The sequence below is a fragment of the Rummeliibacillus sp. TYF005 genome (assembly GCF_003844195.1).
Taxonomy (GTDB): Bacteria; Bacillota; Bacilli; order Bacillales_A; family Planococcaceae; genus Rummeliibacillus.
Genome location: NZ_ML122541.1, coordinates 308,807 through 327,962 on the forward strand (window position 1 = coordinate 308,807; position 19,156 = coordinate 327,962).

Here is a 19,156-nt window from a genome sequence, read left to right on the forward strand (position 1 = left end):
TGAGCATATATTTTGTATAATGAATTTCATGAGGAAGTGACATAATGACAGCAACTGAAAAAAGATGGCGTATTAATCGCCCAGATGAACAACTAGTGAAAAATCTTGTTGACGGACTTAAAATCTCTTCTATATCAGCAAAAATTTTAGTAGCACGTGGTTTCACAACAATTGAAGAAGCTCGTGCTTTTTTAATGATAGATGAGCATGCTATCCATGACCCATTTGAAATGCACGGCATGAAAGAAGCTGTTGAACGAATAAATAAAGCCATACAAAATAGAGAAAAAATATTAATATATGGGGATTACGATGCTGACGGGATTACAAGTACAACTGTGATGAAAACGGCGCTTCAAGATTTAGGAGCTGATGTCTCACATATGATTCCAAATAGATTTACCGATGGTTATGGGCCTAGTGAAAGATTATTTAGAGAAGCACATGAAAAAGGCTATCAACTTATTATTACTGTGGATAATGGGATTGCTGGAAACAAAGAAGTTCAGTTGGCTAAAGAGTTAGGGATGGATGTAATCATCACGGACCACCATGAACCAGGTGAAACACTACCTCCAGCAGATGTTATCATCCATCCAAGACACCCAGATGGACATTATCCTTTTGGAGAATTGGCTGGTGTAGGTGTTGCATTTAAAGTGGCACACGCATTATATGGAGAATTTCCAAAGCACTTATTGGAAATTGCGGCAATCGGGACTGTAGCCGATTTAGTTCCACTATTAGATGAAAATCGATATCTAGTAAAAGCTGGTATTGAAGCACTGCAATATTCTACGAGACCCGCTATTAAAGCAATAGCCAAAGTATCCGGTGTAAATCAACAAGAAATTGATGAAGAAACAATTGGTTTTGCTTTTGCGCCAAGATTAAATGCATTAGGAAGATTGGGAGATGCAGCTCCTGGTGTTGACTTCTTAATGTCTCAAGATATGTCTGAAGCGATGTCGATGGCCGAATATTTGAACGAGCAGAACAAAGAACGGCAAGAAATGGTTAAAAATATAACTGAACAAGCTATTACAATGGTTGAAAATGATGAAGAAATTGGAAATTCACAAGTATTAGTCATTGCAGAAGAAGGATGGAACCCTGGAGTAGTTGGAATAGTTGCATCAAGATTAGTAGAAAAATATTACAGACCAACTATTATACTTTCAGTTGATGTGGAAAAAGGGATTGCCAAAGGTTCTGCACGTTCTATAGAAGGATTCCATATGTATAAAGAGCTTGCAAAAAATAGAGATATCTTACCGGCTTTTGGGGGGCACCCTATGGCTGCAGGGATGACACTCGCAATGGAAGATGTTGACGAACTGCGCTATCGATTAGACAAGCAAGCTAGAGAATGTTTAACAGAAGAGGATTTAACACCTGTTTTAGATATTGATATACCGCTTACTCTTGAGGAAATTGATATACATGCAATCGAAGATGTACGTATGCTTGGACCGTTTGGCACTAGCTTTGCTAAACCTGTCTATGGAATTGAAGATGCTTCAATCCAATCAATGCGAAAAATTGGTGCTAACGAAGATCATATAAAAATACAAATAGTTTCAAATAATTATGAACTTGATGCTGTAGGATTCCATAAAGGGTATCTTGCTGACGAGTTAACATATGGTATCAAAGTATACTTTGCAGGCGATTTACAAATTAATGAATGGAATGGCAAAAAGAAGCCACAATTGATGTTACAAGATGTTCATACTGATGAATGGCAATTATTTGATCTTAGAGGAATTAGACAAGTTGCTAGGTGGCTCCAAACAATCCCACTTGAAAGTGCAACTTTTATAGCTTTCAGGGAAGAAACTTTAAACTATTATGAATCTTTAATACCTAAAAAAATTCAAAGTTATTCGGATGATATATCAGAAGAAAGTTGTATGAAATATATTGTAGTTTTAGATTTGCCACAAAATGTTCAAATGTTAGAGCAGCTTTTAGAAAATGTAAAACCAAGCAGAATTTATGCACATTTTTACATCCCAGATTCTCATTATTTTGATGGAATGCCTACAAGAGAGCAGTTTGTCTGGTATTATACTTTTTTAAGAAAAAGACAAGTATTTCAATTACGACAACATTTAAATGAGTTGGCAAAGCATAAAGGTTGGAGCCGAGATATGCTTATTTTTATGACACAGGTGTTTTTTGAACTTGGATTTGTTACAATAGAGAATGGACTCGCGAAAGTTGTAGATCATCCACCGAAAAAAGAGTTAACAAGTGCGAAAATCTATCAACAACGCGCGCAACAAATGGATTTAGAACAAACCCTATTGTATGCACCCTATAAGGATTTAAGAGAGTGGTTTGACCTTCGTTTAAATGGTCAATCAGTTTCTGAGGAGGAACAATAATAATGGATTTAAAACAATATGTGACAATCGTAGAAGATTGGCCTAAAGAAGGTATTTCTTTTAAAGATATCACAACAATTATGGATAATGGTAAAGCATATAAATATGCAACCGACCAAATTGTAGAATATGCAAAAAAAGTTGGAGCAGAATTGATCGTAGGTCCAGAAGCACGTGGATTTATCACAGGATGTCCGGTTGCTTATGCACTTGAAATAGGTTTTGCACCAGTACGTAAACCAGGTAAATTACCACGTGAAGTCATTACTGCAGATTATGGCCTTGAATACGGTAAAGATACATTGACAATGCATAAAGACGCAGTAAAACCAGGTCAAAAAGTATTAATCGTAGATGATTTACTAGCTACTGGTGGTACAGTAGATGCGGCAATTCGCTTAGTTGAACAACTTGGTGGGGAAGTTGTCGGATGTGCTTTCTTAATCGAATTAGAAGAATTACATGGCCGCGATAAAATTCAAAATTATGATGTCTTTACACTTATGAAATACTAATCTTTTAGCCCTCATTGCATTTGCATGAGGGTTTTCTTTTATGATTTTTAATACATATTGTGAATCCTTGAAGATATTGCTTCAAAACTATGTGAAATTTGTCGAATTATCAATTTTTTCGAGGAAATAGCCTTTACAAATAGGCTATTTTTTTTATACAATTAACTTTATACCTAATCGGAAAAATTATGAAATAGGGTGGGCTAACATGGCGAAAGATCAAGTGATGACAGTAGAAGAAGTTTTCTCAATTCTAACATCATATATGAATGAAGAACACGTTGCATTCGTAAAAAAAGCATATGAACTGGCAAAGGATGCACATAAAGAACAGTTCAGAAGTTCAGGTGAGCCATATATCTTACATCCTGTACAAGTTGCAGGTATTTTGGCGAATTTACAAATGGATCCAGAAACAGTTGCAGCAGGTTTTTTGCATGATGTCGTTGAGGATACACCTGTCACACGAGAAGACCTGGTTGAACAATTTAGTGAAGAAGTCGCAATGCTTGTAGATGGTGTTACAAAATTAGGGAAAATTAAATATAAGTCAAAAGCAGAACAACAAGCCGAGAATCATCGCAAAATGTTCGTAGCAATGGCGCAAGATATACGTGTCATTCTCATTAAATTAGCAGACAGATTACATAATATGAGAACGTTAAAACATTTACCAGTCGAAAAACAACGCCGTATCTCAAAAGAAACACTTGAAATCTTTGCTCCATTAGCTCACCGTCTAGGAATTTCAGCTATTAAGTGGGAGTTAGAAGATACTGCTCTTCGTTATTTAAATCCTCAGCAATATTACCGCATTGTCAATCTGATGAAACGTAAACGAGTTGAACGTGAGGACTATTTAAAATCTGTAATGGATGAAATTCATGTTCAACTAGATGATATCAGCATTAATGCGGATTTATCAGGACGTCCGAAACATATTTATAGTATTTATCGCAAAATGGTATTGCAAAACAAGCAATTTAACGAAATCTACGACTTGCTAGCTGTACGAGTCATTGTGGATAGTATTAAAGATTGCTACGCAGTACTAGGAATTATCCATACGCTTTGGAAGCCAATGCCGGGTCGTTTCAAAGACTATATTGCAATGCCAAAGCAAAACCTTTATCAATCACTTCATACAACTGTAATAGGGCCATATGGAGATCCTCTAGAAGTCCAAATTCGTACTAAAGATATGCATAAAATTGCTGAATACGGGGTTGCTGCGCATTGGGCATATAAAGAAGGCAAAACAGTAGATAATAATAAATCGAATATTGATAATAAGTTAACTTGGTTCCGTGAAATTTTAGAATTCCAAAATGAGTCTTCTAATGCAGAAGAATTTATGGAATCTCTTAAATTCGATTTGTTTTCTGATATGGTTTATGTATTTTCTCCAAAAGGTGATGTTATTGAATTACCATCAGGTTCAGTACCAATTGATTTTGCTTATCGTGTACACTCAGAAATCGGTAACAAAACAATTGGTGCCAAAGTAAATGGGAAAATGGTGCCTCTTGATACACCTTTAAAAACAGGTGACATTATAGAAATTATGACTTCTAAACAATCATTTGGACCGAGCCGAGATTGGTTGAATATTGCACAATCGTCACAAGCAAAGCATAAGATTAAGCAATTCTTTAAAAAGCAATTGCGTGAAGATAATGTCAACAAAGGTCGAGAAATGATTGAAAAGGAAATCATTGAACAAGGGTTTGATCCAAAAGAAATTCTTACATCTGAAAACTTTAAACGTGTATGTGAGAAAATGAATTATGCCAACGAAGATGATTTAGTTGCAGCTGTAGGATTTAATGGTATGACGGCTCTTCAAGTCGTTAATCGCCTTGCTGAGCGTGTCAGAAAACAACGTAGTCAAGAGGAAACTTTAGAGAAAATTACAAAAGAGATGAAAGCACCTTCAAAAGAAAAGGTTACTGAAACAGGTGTAATTGTTAAGGGATTGGATAATTTACTCATTCGCTTATCTCGTTGTTGTAATCCGGTACCAGGTGATAACATAGTTGGCTTTATCACAAAAGGCCGTGGTGTTTCTGTACACCGTGCAGATTGTTCGAATATCCAAACATCAGAAGATCGTGAACGATTAATCGATGTTGAATGGGGACACAATTTAGAACAACATAAATTATTCAATGTAGATATTGAAATTTCAGGCTTTGACAGAGTAGGCTTGTTAAACGAAGTGATACAAGTCGTTACAGAAACGAAAACTTCGATTAGCGGTATTAGTGCCCGAACTGATCGTGATAAAATTGCTACCATTAGTCTAACTTTGCAAATCAAACATATTCAACATCTATATAAAGTAGTAGATCGCGTGAAACAAATTCCAGATGTTTATTCTGTTCAACGTGTAATGCACTAAGATTGGAGATATTTTAATGAGAGTCGTTTTGCAACGAAGTAAAGAAGCATCTGTTACAGTGGATGGAAAAGTAACAGGGAAAATTGATCAAGGATATGTGTTATTAGTTGGAATTACACATGGAGATACAAAAGATGATGCAGATTACTTAGCAAAGAAAATTGTTAAAATGCGTATTTGGGAAGATGATGAAGGTAAGATGAATCACTCTATTAAAGAACATGGGGGAGACATTTTATCCGTTTCCCAATTCACTTTATATGCTGATACAAGAAAAGGGAATCGGCCAAGTTTTACAGATGCAGCCCGCCCTGAAGAAGCGTTTGGTCTATGGGAATACTTTAATAGTACTCTGTGTGCACTGGGACTTCATGTTGAAACAGGTGTCTTTGGTGCAATGATGGATGTAAAACTAACAAATGATGGACCTGTTACAATTATTCTTGAATCTAAGTAAACAAAAAACACCTGATTATAAATCAGGTGTTTTTTGTTGGCATTTCATTAGATGTTAATCACGACCATAATAAGATAAAAGACCGTTTACAACACCTTTTGCTACAGTTTCACGATATGCATTCGTATTTACTAATTTAGCGTCTGAAGAATTTGACACAAAGCCTAGTTCTAATAGTACAGAAACAACAGAATTATATCTTACAACGTAAAAGTCCATTGCTCTTAATTTACGATCGTTGTAATGAGGGTATTCTTCTTCAACAGCATCTTTAATACCGTTGTGAATGGCTTCTGCAAATTTTTTACTACTTACTTTAGCTGAACTTGAATAATAACTTTCATAGCCAGTAGCAGATGGACTAGCAGAATTGTGATGAACACTAATAAAGGCATTTGCACCTTTTTGTTTTGCATAGGCAGCACGCTGATCAAGTGTTAAGAACTGATCATCATTAGTACGTGTCATGTACACTGTTCCGCCAACTTTTTCAATCGCAGCCTGAATTTCTTTTGCGGCTTTTAAATTTAATGTTTTTTCTACAACCTTATTACCAGAAGCGCCGTTATCTTGTTTACCGTGGCCTGCATCAATGACGATTTTGATCCCTTTTAGAGAGCCTTTAACACTGTCAGAAACGGTTGTTGTTGGTTTCTTAGTAGTGATATTACTACTTGCGGTATTCGCTGAAATCCAACCTTTTTGTTTTGATGTATATTGAACTTCAACCCAATTATTATTAGACACTCGTAAAACTTTAAAGTAGTTTCCTTTCGAAACTTTACCAAGAGAAGGAGCTGCAGTAGTTGGTAAAGAGCGAACATTTAAAGTACCAGATTTCATCACAAAGTATTTTGTTTTAGATGGTTTTTCAGCAGTAAATGTTATGTTCTTTGTGGAAGCAAATCCATAGTAAGTACTACCGTTAATCCAACCTTCAATATCATCGTAATTGACATAAATCCATCCGTTACTTGCTTGTTTTAAAATTTGGACCTTTGTCTCAAATGGTACTTCTTGTCCAAGAGATTTAGCACTTGCACTATAATTATCTCTTATTGTTAGACCGGTTGGTTCTGTAACATAATAGTAGGTAGTTTCTTCTGGTACAACAACAGTGATAGAACTTGTAGTAGGTTCTTTAACTTTTTGAGTACCATACTTTGCAGAAACCCAACCTTTTTTTCCTGTTTGGTATGTTACTTCAACCCAATTATTACTAGCAATACGAGAAACTAATAGAGATTCGTTTTTCTTTACATAAGCTAAAAATTTTGAAGACGAATCTGGTTTTGATCTTACAGTTAAAGAGTTAGCTGTAACGACAAAGTATAAATTCTTTTTTGCATTTGTGATTTTAGGACTTGTAGTTTTAGCTTTGTTAGAAATTGTTACATATGTAGCGCTAACCCAACCAGTAATACTTGAAGTTTTAATCTTTACCCAACCATTTTTTTGTTGGATATATGTAGCAGTTTTTCCTTTGTTTAATTTTCCTAATGATTTAGAGTTAATGGAATTGGATTTTCGAATATTAAGGTTGTCCGTCTTAGAAGTAACAATTTTTGAAGTAGTTGATGCGGTTGAAACCGTTGTTTTGACAGTTTTTAAATATTTGGCAGAAGCCCAACCCGTTTTGTTTTTATACTTCACTTGATACCAATTTCCACTTTTCTTTACCTTTAGCAAAGTAGTATTCTTCTTTACAGTCGTCATGACTTTTGAACTAGTGTTAGGAGCAGTTCGAATATTAAGCGAAGTTGCAGTAACCTTTAACTTCGTATAAGCGGCATTTGCATTGGGAACTACTGCGAACATTGAAAAGATTAAAACTAGACAAATTGAGACAATAGTCGCTGTATTTAGTTTAATAGTATTCATTTTCTTCCTCCTTTCTTCCATTGTAAGATGAAAAGAGATAAAAAACTATAAGTTTTTTCAAACAGTTGACATATTTCGCTGAAATGTTATCATATGAAGTAATCTTTAAGAAAAAATGTATGCCTATGACCAAGAAAGTAACGATCAAAAAGTACTTTTTAGAGAGGAAAAGACGTGGCTGAAAGCTTTTCTATAGTACTGATTAGTGAAAAACACTTGAGAGGCTTTTCTTCGAACGATTTATCTAGTAGGGGAAAACGGTATCGGCCGTTATCCGATTTGAGAGGATTTAGTATTAGCTAGATCAACTAGGGTGGAACCGCGGAAGCTTAATAGCTCTCGTCCCTTGCGTAATGCAGGGGATGAGGGCTTTTTTATTTTTCTTTGGGATTTTAGACAATCTCAATTATTCAAACTATCCGAAATTGAGTTGGCAGCTTAGTTGGTTGAGCTATTAAATATAGAAAGGAGACTGTTATGAGTTTTAAAGTACCTAGAGGCACACAAGATATTCTGCCTGGTCAATCAGAAAAATGGCAAAAAGTTGAGGGAATTATTCGTCATTTATGCCATACGTATCGTTATGAAGAAATTCGTACGCCAATGTTCGAGTCTACTGAATTATTCCAACGTGGTGTAGGCGATACAACAGATATCGTTCAAAAAGAAATGTACACATTTGAAGACCGTGGTGGTCGTTCTTTAACACTTCGCCCAGAAGGTACAGCCGGTGCTGTTCGTGCTTATGTAGAACATAAAATGTTCGGTCAACCTGACCAACCAGTTAAATTATCTTATATTGGTCCAATGTTCCGCTATGAGCGCCAACAAGCAGGTCGCTATCGCCAATTCGTACAGTTTGGCGTTGAGGCTATTGGCAGTAAAGACCCTGCTATTGATGCAGAAGTTATTTCACTAGCGATGAATGTCTATCGTGCTGTTGGTTTAACAGACTTAAAATTAGTCATTAACTCACTAGGTGACAAGGAGGTTCGTGATGCGCACCGTGAAGCACTTATTAATCACTTCCAACCGCATATTCATGAATTTTGCTCTGATTGCCAAAATCGCTTAGAGAAAAACCCTCTTCGTATTTTGGACTGTAAAGTAGATCACGACAACCCATTAATGGCTACTGCGTCTGCTTTAACAGATTTCTTGAACGAAGAATCAGCAACTTACTTTGAGCAAGTAAAACATTATTTAGATGTTTTAGGAATCGAATATGAAGTGGATCCTAACCTTGTACGTGGTCTTGACTACTATAACCACACAGCATTTGAAATTATGAGTACATCAAAAGGTTTTGGTTCAATTACAACACTTTGTGGTGGTGGTCGTTATCACGGACTAGTTGAAGAAGTTGGCGGTCCTGATGTGGCTGGTATCGGTTTTGCGATGAGTATTGAACGCTTATTACTAGCTCTTGAAGCTGAAGAAAAGAGTCTTGATACAGATTCTTCACTTGATCTATTCATCGTCGCAATGGACGATGCAGCAAAGGAAAAGGCTGTAGAGCTTGCAAGTACTTTCCGTACAAAAGGTATTGCGACAGAACTAGATTACGCAGGTCGTAAAATGAAAGCACAAATGAAAGCAGCTGATCGTCAAGGTGCTAAATGGGTGATTGTACTTGGCGAACAAGAGCTAGAAGAAAATGCTGCAAGTGTGAAAAATATGGAATCAGGCAACCAAGAAAAAGTACCATTCCATGACTTGGTAAACTATTTACAAACACATTAATTGGAGGAATCATACATGGCAACACGCACACATGAATGTGGAGTTTTGCGCGCTGAAAATATTGGCGAGCGCGTCGTATTAAAAGGTTGGGTACAATATCGTCGTGACTTCGGTGGTTTAATCTTCATCGATTTACGTGACCGTACTGGTTTAACACAAGTTGTGTTCACACCAGAAAACTCTCAAGAGGCACTAGATCTTGCAGATACATTCCGTAGTGAATATATTATCGAAGTAGAAGGTGAAGTACGTCCACGTACACCAGATATGGTTAACCCTAACTTAGATACTGGTATGATTGAAGTTTATGTTGATAAAGTAACATTAATCAACAAATCAAAAACACCACCATTCCAAATTGAAGATCGTATCCAAGTAAACGAAGATTTACGTTTAAAATACCGTTATATAGATTTACGTCGTCCTGTAATGTATAAAACATTTAAATTACGTTCTGACGTAACAAAAGTTGTACGTAACTTCTTACAAGATGAAGGCTTCCTAGAAGTGGAAACACCTATCTTAACAAAATCAACTCCTGAAGGTGCTCGTGATTATCTTGTTCCATCACGTGTTCACGAAGGTGAATTTTATGCACTTCCACAATCACCACAATTATTTAAACAATTATTGATGGTATCTGGATTTGAAAAATACTTCCAAATCGCTCGTTGTTTCCGTGATGAAGACTTACGTGCTGATCGTCAACCAGAATTCACTCAAATCGATATGGAAATGAGTTTCTTAACACAAGAAGAAATTCTTGATATTAACGAACGCTTAATCCAAAAAGTGATGAAAGAAATTAAAGGAATCGATATTCCACGTCCATTCCAACGTATGAAATATGACGAAGCAATGTCTCGCTATGGTTCAGATAAACCAGATGTTCGTTTTGGTTTAGAGTTAATCGATTTAACAGATGTTGTTGATGGATGTAACTTTAAAGTATTTGCTCAAACAGTTGAAGCAGGTAACCAAGTTAAAGGTCTTAACATTAAAGGTGCAAACGACAAATATTCTCGTAAAGACTTAGATGAATTAACAAAATTCGTTGGCCGTTATGGTGCAAAAGGTCTTGCATGGATTAAAGTCACTGAAGATGGTCTTACAGGTCCTATCGGTAAGTTCTTCCAAGATGAATATGGTCAAAAATTAGTTGAACGCATGAAAGCAGAACCAGGAGATACATTAGTATTCGTAGCAGATAAAAAATCTGTTGTTGCTGATGCTCTAGGTGCACTTCGTAAAAAACTAGGTAAAGAATTAAACTTAATTGACGAATCACAATTCGCATTCTTATGGATTACTGATTGGCCATTACTTGAATACTCAGAAGAAGAAGGACGCTATACTGCAGCTCACCACCCATTCACACGTCCATTTGATGAAGATCTTGATAAAATGGAAACAGCTCCTGGCGAAGTTCGTGCTCAAGCATACGATATCGTATTAAATGGTTACGAACTTGGTGGTGGTTCACTTCGTATCTATGAAAAAGAATTACAAGAAAAAATGTTCAAAGTACTTGGTTTCACTCAAGAACAAGCACAAGAACAATTTGGTTTCTTAATGGATGCATTTGAATACGGCGTTCCTCCACATGGTGGTTTAGCATTCGGTCTTGACCGTTTCATCATGCTATTAGCTGGTCGCGATAATTTACGTGACACAATCGCATTCCCTAAAACAGCTTCAGCAAGTTGCTTACTAACAGATGCTCCAAGTTCTGTTGCAACCGCTCAATTAGATGACTTACACATTCGTACTAAAACTTTAGCCGACGAAGACTAGACTCATCTAAAAGCTTTTAAATAAGGGGATATCTTTATAAGCGTGTAATCACACTTATGGGATATCCTCTTTTTATGTATAGAAAAGGGAGATTTATTTTCAAATTTAACAGATAATTATCATTATTTATTTTGATTTTTCTGAACATTAATGTTAGTATTAAATCAACAGCAAATCCTGATATGTTTGTTGAAACTTAATCAGTTTTGACCGAACATAATATCGTTGGGAGTTGTCATTTTGGAATGGCAAACATGCCTGTAATGGGACTTTTAAAGTTTCAAATACGACACCCACCTGCAAAGAGTGCGGGTTCAAAGCGATTTGTAAAAACAACGGCATAATTGGGATTTGCTATTTAAAGAGACCATTAACCTCCAATTCTAATAGGATTGGAGTTTTTTTGGTGCATCATTATTAATATAAGGATACGGATTATTCAAAATACGAAAATCGTTTTATATAGTTAGATGCTAAATTCATAACGTCAGAATACATTAATAAAATACATTAAATAGATAATAAGTATTTCTATAGCCTGTAAAAAAGGGGGTATGATATTGGTGCAAACACTGTTTATATCTGGAGTTAAGATTATTAATGCAAACGAAAAAGAGTACATTGCAGATATTCTTGTTGAAGACGGGAAAATCAAAAAAATTGGATCTTCACTTCGATTAAAAGCGGATAAAGAAATTGATGGTAGTGGCAAAATACTTTTTCCAGGCTATATTGATATGCATATTCATGGATCAGCAGGAAAAGATACGATGGATGCAACAACAGAGTCACTTCATATAATAGCAAGATCATTAGTTAAAGAGGGGACAACTAGCTTTTTAGCTACTACTATGACACAAGAACAACAAGCAATTGAATCGGCTTTAAAGAATATAGCTAACTTTGAAAGTGCAGAAAATGAAGCAGAAGTTATTGGTATTCATGTTGAAGGTCCATATATTTCAAAAAAATGTGCTGGCGCACAACCAGTAGAACATATTATTCCCCCATCTATTGATCAATTCACACAATGGCAAAGATTAAGTGGCTATAAAATAAAAGAAATCACAGTTGCACCAGAAGTAAATGGTGGTTTTGAATTTGCGACCTTTCCATCATCGTGAATTAGGAGTAGTGGGAGGCGTATTGCTATCTGAAAATGTGAAGGTAGAGTTGATTGTTGATTTTATCCATGTTCATCCAAGAGCAGTTGACTTTACTTACCGTGTCAAAGGGGCAAATAATATTATTCTTATTACGGATGCAATGAGAGCAAAAGGTGAACCAAACGGTCATTACGATTTAGGTGGACAACTAGTTCATCTAACACCAAAAGGAGCATATTTACCAAATGGCTCCTTAGCTGGAAGTGTATTAACGATGGATTTAGCAGTTCGAAACATGCGAAAAGCTACAAATTGCACACTCCAAGAATTAGTTGCTATGTCTTCTACAAATGCATGTAAACAAATGGGTATTACGTCAAAAGGTCATATTGCTGAGGGATTAGATGCGGATTTTGTGCTACTTGATCAAAAATTATATGTGCAAAAAACAATTCGCCAAGGCAAAATTGTATTCGACAACAGTCTATAAGTAATTAATAGCAAAATCTAAAGATATTGTCTGATTTAGATGAAATAAAATGAAGCAACATTATATGCTTAATTGAAAAACTAACATAAACGAATAGGGAAAGTAACTATCAGGGGCAGAAATTACAATTTCTGCAGAAGGATCAGATGTAGAAGAAGCTCTTGCAAAATTATCCGAAGTAATTTTTTCAGAGGGTATTGATGTTGAATGTTAGAACTCAAAAGTATTGCGGTGTCAATTTAGGAAAGATGTAAACTAGAGTTTTTTCTATACTTTACTTGCATTGTTACATACTTTAGGTTTATATTTTTGATGGAGCAATTATATAAGTAAAAGAATAGGATTACTTTATTAATAGGAGAGACGTTCATGTTACATCAATTTTCAAGAAATGAGCTTGCAATTGGACAAGAAGGTTTAGATAAACTAAAAAATACGACCGTTGCCATTCTAGGCGTTGGTGGTGTTGGTTCATTTGCTGCTGAAGCATGCGCAAGAAGTGGTGTTGGTCGAATTATTTTAGTAGATAAGGATGATGTTGATATTACGAATATTAACCGTCAATTAGTTGCTTATATATCTACAATCGGTAAATCAAAATCAGCAGTTATGAAAGAAAGAATTGCGGATATTAATCCGGAATGTGAAGTAATCGATTTACATATGTTCTATACAGAAGAAACATATGAAAAATTCTTTAGCTATCAACCTGATTATGTCATTGATGCTTCAGATACTGTGAAATACAAAATTCATATTATTAAAGAATGTCTAAAAAGAAAGATTAAAATTATCTCTAGTATGGGTGCTGCCAACAAAATGGACCCAACTCGTTTTAAAATCGCAGATATATCAAAAACGCATACAGACCCACTTGCTAAAGTCATTCGTTTAAAATTACGTAAGGATGGCATTAAAAAAGGTGTTCCTGTTATTTTCTCTGATGAAAGTCCAATTGTTATTCGACCAGATGTTGCCGAAACAGTTGGTAAACCGGATGCTGAAATTAGAAAAGCTAAAATGCCACCATCATCAAATGCTTTTGCCCCTTCTACAGCAGGTTTAATAGCTGCAAGCTGGGTAGTACGTGATATTTTGAAAGATATTAAAATTAATCGAGTACAAGGCTAATATATATTTACCAAAACCGTATTTACACATTAATCTGTGAATACGGTTTTTATTATGTAATAGGAATATTAGTTAAATATGGTAATATGAAATTTTATTTTTTACCATTATTAGTTAAATTGATATATAATTTTAACTGTAGCATCAAGTTCTTTTGTTGTGATTTTTCTATTTTGTCTTACAAAAGAGACAAACATTTTATTTATGATAACCATATCTATTTAATTTCAATTAAGGTGAATACATATCGTGGTTAGAAACGTATAAGTATTATGTTCAGAATTTTTAAAAAAGGAGAAGGTTTATGGCACTAGTAATCGAGCAAGTTACAAAAAGGTATCATGATTTTAAAGCAGTGAACCAGCTATCTTTTACTATTGAAAAAGGAGAAATCTTTGGATTAATAGGACAGAATGGAGCTGGAAAAACTACAACATTTCGTATGATTTTAGATTTACAGGATACGACTGAGGGGAATATATCTTGGAATGGTCAACCGATGAATAGAGTCAATCGAGATGTACTTGGCTATTTGCCAGAAGAACGTGGTATTTTCCCTACTATGACAGTAGAAGAACAACTTTATTTTTTTGGTGTATTACGAGGGTGGACTAGGACGGATTTGAAACAAGAAGTAGATTACTGGATTACTCGATTTGAATTGGATGATAAACGAAAAGCAAAGGCTGAAACACTGTCAAAAGGAAATCAGCAAAAAGTACAGTTAATCGCAAGTTTTATTCACCAACCAGAGTTTCTTATATTAGATGAGCCTTTTAGTGGTCTTGATCCTGTTAATCGGCAATTATTAATGGATGCAATTTTATATCTAAAAGAAAAAGGTACAACGATTCTTTTCTCAAGTCATCAAATGGATAATGTGGAAGAGCTTTGTGATCATCTTTGTATATTAAAAAAAGGTGAGTCTTTATTTACTGGTAGTTTAGTAGATTTAAAGGAGCAATACGGCAAGATTAAACTAAGTATCCGTACAGATCTGGATAAATCACAACTATTTGCCCTTCCTGGTGTTGGGAATGTTAAAGAAACAAAAGATGGTTTCACCTTATTATTGGAAGATGAATCGTACGGAGAACAATTATTTGATACTCTTGGAAAAGGAAAATATATGGAGAAGTTTAGTATGGATTATTTATCGCTGGATGAAATCTTCAAAGACTTGGTAGGTGGAGAGCATGTCTAAATTTTGGATATTAGTAACTCAGCTTTATAAGCAAAAGATTAAAGCAAAATCATTTATTTTTGGGACATTATTATATGTTGCAATTATCAGTGGGATTATATTTTGGTCTGATATTAAAGCTGCTCTTTTTTCCGAAGAACCACTTAAGATTGCTATGATTAACAATACAAAACAGGATTTTAAAGAAGTATTTCAATCAGATAACGATTTGAAATTTTCTTTTTCTAATGATGATTCAGCAAAAATTGAAAAACAGGTCAAAGATGAGAAATTAGATGCGGCAGTCTTTCTAAATGAAAAAGACGGTAAGTTAAACGCTGAAATTGCCACATATACACCACTTGAATTCAATGATCAAACGAAATTATCTTCGATGATTCAGTATGCTGGAAAAATCTATTCGGTGCAACAACTCAATTTATCGGCTGAACAAGCAGCTCAAATTATTGAATCTGAAACGCCGATTAATATGAAAAATTTAAATACTGAAAAAGAAAGTGGAAAGAGCGAGGATGAAAAAGCGGCAGGCATTGGAGCTTCTATTTTAGTAGGTTCAATAGTCTACTCAATCGTTATTTCGTTTTTATCTATTATTACGACAGATGTTGCTTCCGAAAAAGGTTCACGAGTGTTAGAAGTATTACTTGCAAGTGTTAAACCTTCAACCCACTTTTTGGCAAAGATTACGGGTACTTATTTATTGGCATTTACGCAAGTCATATTGATATTTGGTGTACAAATTATTCTATTGTTAATAGTAAACGGAGGAGAAAAGTGGGGGAAAGTTGCGGATATTGTTGATCATTTATCGATAAGTTATGTTCTATACACTCTTGCATACTTATTGTTATCTATTTTCCTTTTCTTAATTATGGGTGCCCTCTTTGGTTCACTTGTTTCTAAAGTAGAGGAAGCGGGCCAAACGATGATGCCAGCTATGTTCGTTGGTATGGCGGGTTTTTACGTATTGTTATCAGGTTTATCCAATCCAGATACATTGCTTGTAAAAGTCTTTTCTTTTATCCCATTTACGACAGTGATGGTTATGCCGCTTCGAATAGGTGCGACGGACTTGTCACCTGCAGAACCACTTATTGCATTAATTGTTTTAATCGTTACAGTTATCGTACTGTTCTATATTAGTTTTTCATTCTATAAACGAAGCGTACTAACTTATAGTTCTGGTGGGGTTATTCAAAAGATTAAAACAGTGTTGAAAGTGACTACGTAATATCTTAAATCCAAACTTTTAAAATGGAAAAATCAGGGTGCATAGAATTTAACTCTTGATGGCCTTGTTTTTTTCTATGATAATCTGTTGATTTCCGTTACTGGCGGACGCTTTCCGCGGGCGAGCGGTGAGCCTCCTCACTTCGTTCCGGGGTCTCACCTGTCTCGCTTTCCCGCAGGACATTGAATTAGCTTCCTCGAAATTTACACCGCACGAAGAAAATGTGAATACATTTTCGAGGAGTCACCGCCATCCACTCCAATCAACATACAAATTTATAAATATAAATAAATCTGTCAAGAAAGAANGTCACCGCCATCCACTCCAATCAACATACAAATTTATAAATATAAATAAATCTGTCAAGAAAGAACAGATTTCTAACAATCAAAAGTACCACATTTCATTCAAAAAATATGTAGGATAGAGACAAATGAAATTTCAACTGCGAAAGTTGAATTATGATAAGTAAAAAGTATTGTAAAAAAACATATCTGCAAAGGTGATTAATATTGAATCTACTTACAAACACAATTTTATTAGATGAAGATGAACTAAGAATGGTTTTAAAGGATATTCAAAATGGACAAAACGACTGGGATGAAAAGAATAAGTCGCTTATAGTTCAATCAATGATTAACCATATCGGTTCAATTGATAGTGAGTTAAGGGACAACTTGATATATGGCTCATTTTGTCAATTAATAATAGAGAAAAATATTCTCGAACATAACATGTTAAAAAAACTCTTAGACTTGAGTATAAATGAATTGTTATTTAAAGGAATTGAGGAAAATGGAACGGATACAGTTTTCATAAGATCTTTTACTTCACTTTTAGTGGCACTTATTCTTTATAGAGATAACGAAGATAATTTTCTTTCCAAAAGTACAGTTTATAAAATTAAGGACAGGTTAATCGATTATATAAATTTAGAGAATGATTTAAGGGGCTATGTTTCAGTAAAAGGATGGGCACACAGTATAGCTCATGTAGCTGATGCTTTTGAAGAACTTATAAAGAATCCAAAAATAAATCAGGAATCCTTTATAGAAATACTTAAAATGCTATGGAATAAGATTTTCGTTTCTACAAGTGTTTATATACATGATGAAGACGAAAGAATTTTGATTCCCATATTAGAAATGTTAAATAGAGGATTGGAGCAAAAAGAGATCGAAACATTAGTGCAAAATATACCGATACAACTAAAAAATCAAAAAGAACAGATAGAGGAAGAACAGTATTGGTTTTTATATTCAAACTGTAAGACATTCTTAAAAAGTTTTTATATTAAAGTTGAATCCAATCGTGACTTAATTCCTCTTCGAAATAGTCTTAAAAAGTGTTTGTCGGTAATATCCTTATATAACTAATGGATTCAAGATGATTATTGTTCTACTTATTTGGATAAAATAAACTATAAAAAGACTATAGACAAACTCTAAATTTGTTAGGGTCGTCCATAGTCTTAGATTACTAATAAATAGGCTATTTTTTTCTATTCTTTTTTAAACTATTCAAATGATCATAGATTCCTGCCATGCGTTTTTCTTGTCCTGCAATGACTGGTTTGTAGAATTCCGTGCCTTCTAGTTCATCGGGTAAATATTGCTGATCTACCCAGCCACCAAATGTACCAATAGGTGTATTATGCGGATATTGATATCCTTCTACGCCGAGTACTTTTGCACCTGCATAGTGAGCATCTCGTAAATGCATCGGGATGTCTCCTGTTTTACCAGCGTGAATAGCTGCTGTTGCTGCATCAATAGCAGCAATAGCTGAATTGGATTTTTCTGCTAGACACATTTCAATAACAGCATGTGCAAGCGGAATACGTGCTTCCGGCATTCCAAGGCGTTCAGCAGCCTGTACTGCTGCAAGAACATGTGAACCTACTTCAGGAGCAGCTAAACCTATATCTTCATAACTGATTACAAGCAATCGTCGACTGACCGCAACCAAATCACCATTTTCCAAACAGTTCGCTAAATAGTAGATTGCTGCGTTTACATCACTTCCACGAATAGATTTTTGTAATGCTGAAATAAGATTATAGAAGTGACTTCCTTTTTTATCCCCATAAACTCCGATGCGTTCTGCTAGATTTTTGACGATTGAATCTTGTACAATCGTCTCATCGTTTTCTTCATCTGAAGAATAGTAGACAGACTCCAAAAGAGTTAGTGCTTTTCGGGCATCTCCATGTGCAGCTTGTACGATGAGTGTACGTTGATCATCTGTCATGCGGATTTTATAACGACCTAGTCCGCGTTCTTTATCTTCTAAAGCTCGAAGTATCAATGTATCAATATCATCATCTGTCAATCTCTTAAGTTGCTTAATCTCTCCACAGCGGGATCGAATGGCAGGATTGACATCGTGAAATGGATTTTCGGTTGTTGCCCCTATTAATACAATTGAACCGTTTTCAACATGTGGAAGTAGAGTATCTTGTTGCAATTTATTGAAACGATGAATTTCATCTAAAAATAAGATGACTTGTCCTGATAATTTTGCTTCGCCTACAACATCCTCCACATCTTTTTTTCCTGCACGTGTAGCATTCAAGGCGAAAAATGGTAATTTAGAAGAACCAGCTATTGCAAAGGCAATCGATGTTTTTCCAATACCAGGTTCACCGTAAAGTAACATAGAAGGTATATGCCCATTTTTTATCATTTTATATAATGTAGTATTTTGTCCAATAATTTCTTGATGACCAACAACTTCATCAAGGTTACGTGGTCGCATACGAAAAGCAAGTGGTTCGTTCGGCATGCAGACACCTCCTTCATTTATTTGTATCC

At 35.1% G+C, this 19,156-nt stretch carries 14 protein-coding genes, 1 other RNA gene and 1 other annotated feature; of the genes, 13 read left to right on the top strand and 2 right to left on the bottom strand.

The features are described 5' to 3' along the window. Positions 1-44 precede the first annotated feature (44 nt). The 4 genes from recJ (at position 45) to dtd (ending at position 5,763) form a co-directional block, all read left to right on the top strand. Positions 45-2,390 (top strand): single-stranded-DNA-specific exonuclease RecJ, encoded by a 2,346-nt coding sequence (recJ, locus tag CW357_RS01585; RefSeq protein WP_119416159.1) that lies wholly within the window; start codon positions 45-47, stop codon positions 2,388-2,390. A 2-nt stretch (positions 2,391-2,392) separates the two neighbouring features. After that, positions 2,393-2,905 carry an adenine phosphoribosyltransferase gene (locus tag CW357_RS01590; RefSeq protein WP_119416158.1) on the top strand — a complete coding sequence of 171 codons (513 nt, stop codon included), beginning with the start codon at positions 2,393-2,395 and terminating at the stop codon, positions 2,903-2,905. A 208-nt stretch (positions 2,906-3,113) separates the two neighbouring features. After that, a complete protein-coding gene (locus tag CW357_RS01595) occupies positions 3,114-5,306 on the top strand; it encodes a RelA/SpoT family protein (RefSeq protein ID WP_119416157.1) in 2,193 nt (730 codons plus the stop codon). A gap of 16 nt (positions 5,307-5,322) precedes the next feature. Next, positions 5,323-5,763, top strand: a complete 441-nt coding sequence (gene dtd / locus CW357_RS01600; protein ID WP_119416156.1) for a D-aminoacyl-tRNA deacylase — start codon at positions 5,323-5,325, stop codon at positions 5,761-5,763. A gap of 54 nt (positions 5,764-5,817) precedes the next feature. On the opposite strand, the gene CW357_RS01605 is transcribed toward dtd, so the two are convergent. Next, positions 5,818-7,644, bottom strand: a complete 1,827-nt coding sequence (locus tag CW357_RS01605) for an SH3 domain-containing protein (protein ID WP_164489524.1) — start codon at positions 7,642-7,644, stop codon at positions 5,818-5,820. Positions 7,645-7,760: 116 nt separating this feature from the next. Beyond that, positions 7,761-7,994, top strand: a binding site (T-box leader). Positions 7,995-8,121: 127 nt separating this feature from the next. On the opposite strand from CW357_RS01605, the gene hisS reads away from it, so the two are divergent. The 9 genes from hisS (at position 8,122) to CW357_RS01645 (ending at position 17,719) form a co-directional block, all read left to right on the top strand. Next, positions 8,122-9,387, top strand: coding sequence for a histidine--tRNA ligase (gene hisS, locus CW357_RS01610; protein ID WP_124217184.1), 1,266 nt, complete (start codon positions 8,122-8,124; stop codon positions 9,385-9,387). 15 nt (positions 9,388-9,402) lie between these two features. Further along, a complete protein-coding gene (aspS, locus tag CW357_RS01615) occupies positions 9,403-11,181 on the top strand; it encodes an aspartate--tRNA ligase (RefSeq protein WP_119416153.1) in 1,779 nt (592 codons plus the stop codon). Between the two features lie 171 nt (positions 11,182-11,352). Next, a non-coding RNA gene (gene ssrS / locus CW357_RS01620) (6S RNA) lies at positions 11,353-11,536 on the top strand. 208 nt (positions 11,537-11,744) lie between these two features. Next, complete coding sequence (locus CW357_RS18830) at positions 11,745-12,305, top strand: amidohydrolase family protein (RefSeq protein WP_371683598.1); 561 nt, start codon at positions 11,745-11,747, stop codon at positions 12,303-12,305. Beyond that, on the top strand, positions 12,283-12,777 hold the full coding sequence (locus tag CW357_RS18835; RefSeq protein ID WP_371683578.1) for an amidohydrolase family protein: 495 nt from the start codon (positions 12,283-12,285) through the stop codon (positions 12,775-12,777). The genes CW357_RS18830 and CW357_RS18835 overlap by 23 nt, the downstream gene beginning before the upstream one ends. A 369-nt stretch (positions 12,778-13,146) precedes the next feature. Continuing rightward, positions 13,147-13,908 (top strand): tRNA threonylcarbamoyladenosine dehydratase, encoded by a 762-nt coding sequence (locus CW357_RS01630; protein ID WP_119414765.1) that lies wholly within the window; start codon positions 13,147-13,149, stop codon positions 13,906-13,908. Between the two features lie 304 nt (positions 13,909-14,212). After that, complete coding sequence (locus CW357_RS01635; RefSeq protein WP_119414766.1) at positions 14,213-15,112, top strand: ABC transporter ATP-binding protein; 900 nt, start codon at positions 14,213-14,215, stop codon at positions 15,110-15,112. Next, positions 15,105-16,343 carry an ABC transporter permease gene (locus CW357_RS01640; RefSeq protein WP_124217185.1) on the top strand — a complete coding sequence of 413 codons (1,239 nt, stop codon included), beginning with the start codon at positions 15,105-15,107 and terminating at the stop codon, positions 16,341-16,343. Before CW357_RS01635 ends, CW357_RS01640 begins: the two co-directional genes overlap by 8 nt. A gap of 512 nt (positions 16,344-16,855) precedes the next feature. After that, the gene (locus tag CW357_RS01645) at positions 16,856-17,719 is read left to right on the top strand and encodes a DUF2785 domain-containing protein (protein ID WP_119414768.1); all 864 of its coding nucleotides are present in this window, start codon (positions 16,856-16,858) and stop codon (positions 17,717-17,719) included. 115 nt (positions 17,720-17,834) lie between these two features. Here the strand turns inward: CW357_RS01645 and CW357_RS01650 are convergent, their stop codons facing one another. Continuing rightward, the gene (locus CW357_RS01650) at positions 17,835-19,127 is read right to left on the bottom strand and encodes a replication-associated recombination protein A (RefSeq protein ID WP_119414769.1); all 1,293 of its coding nucleotides are present in this window, start codon (positions 19,125-19,127) and stop codon (positions 17,835-17,837) included. Positions 19,128-19,156: the final 29 nt, after the last annotated feature.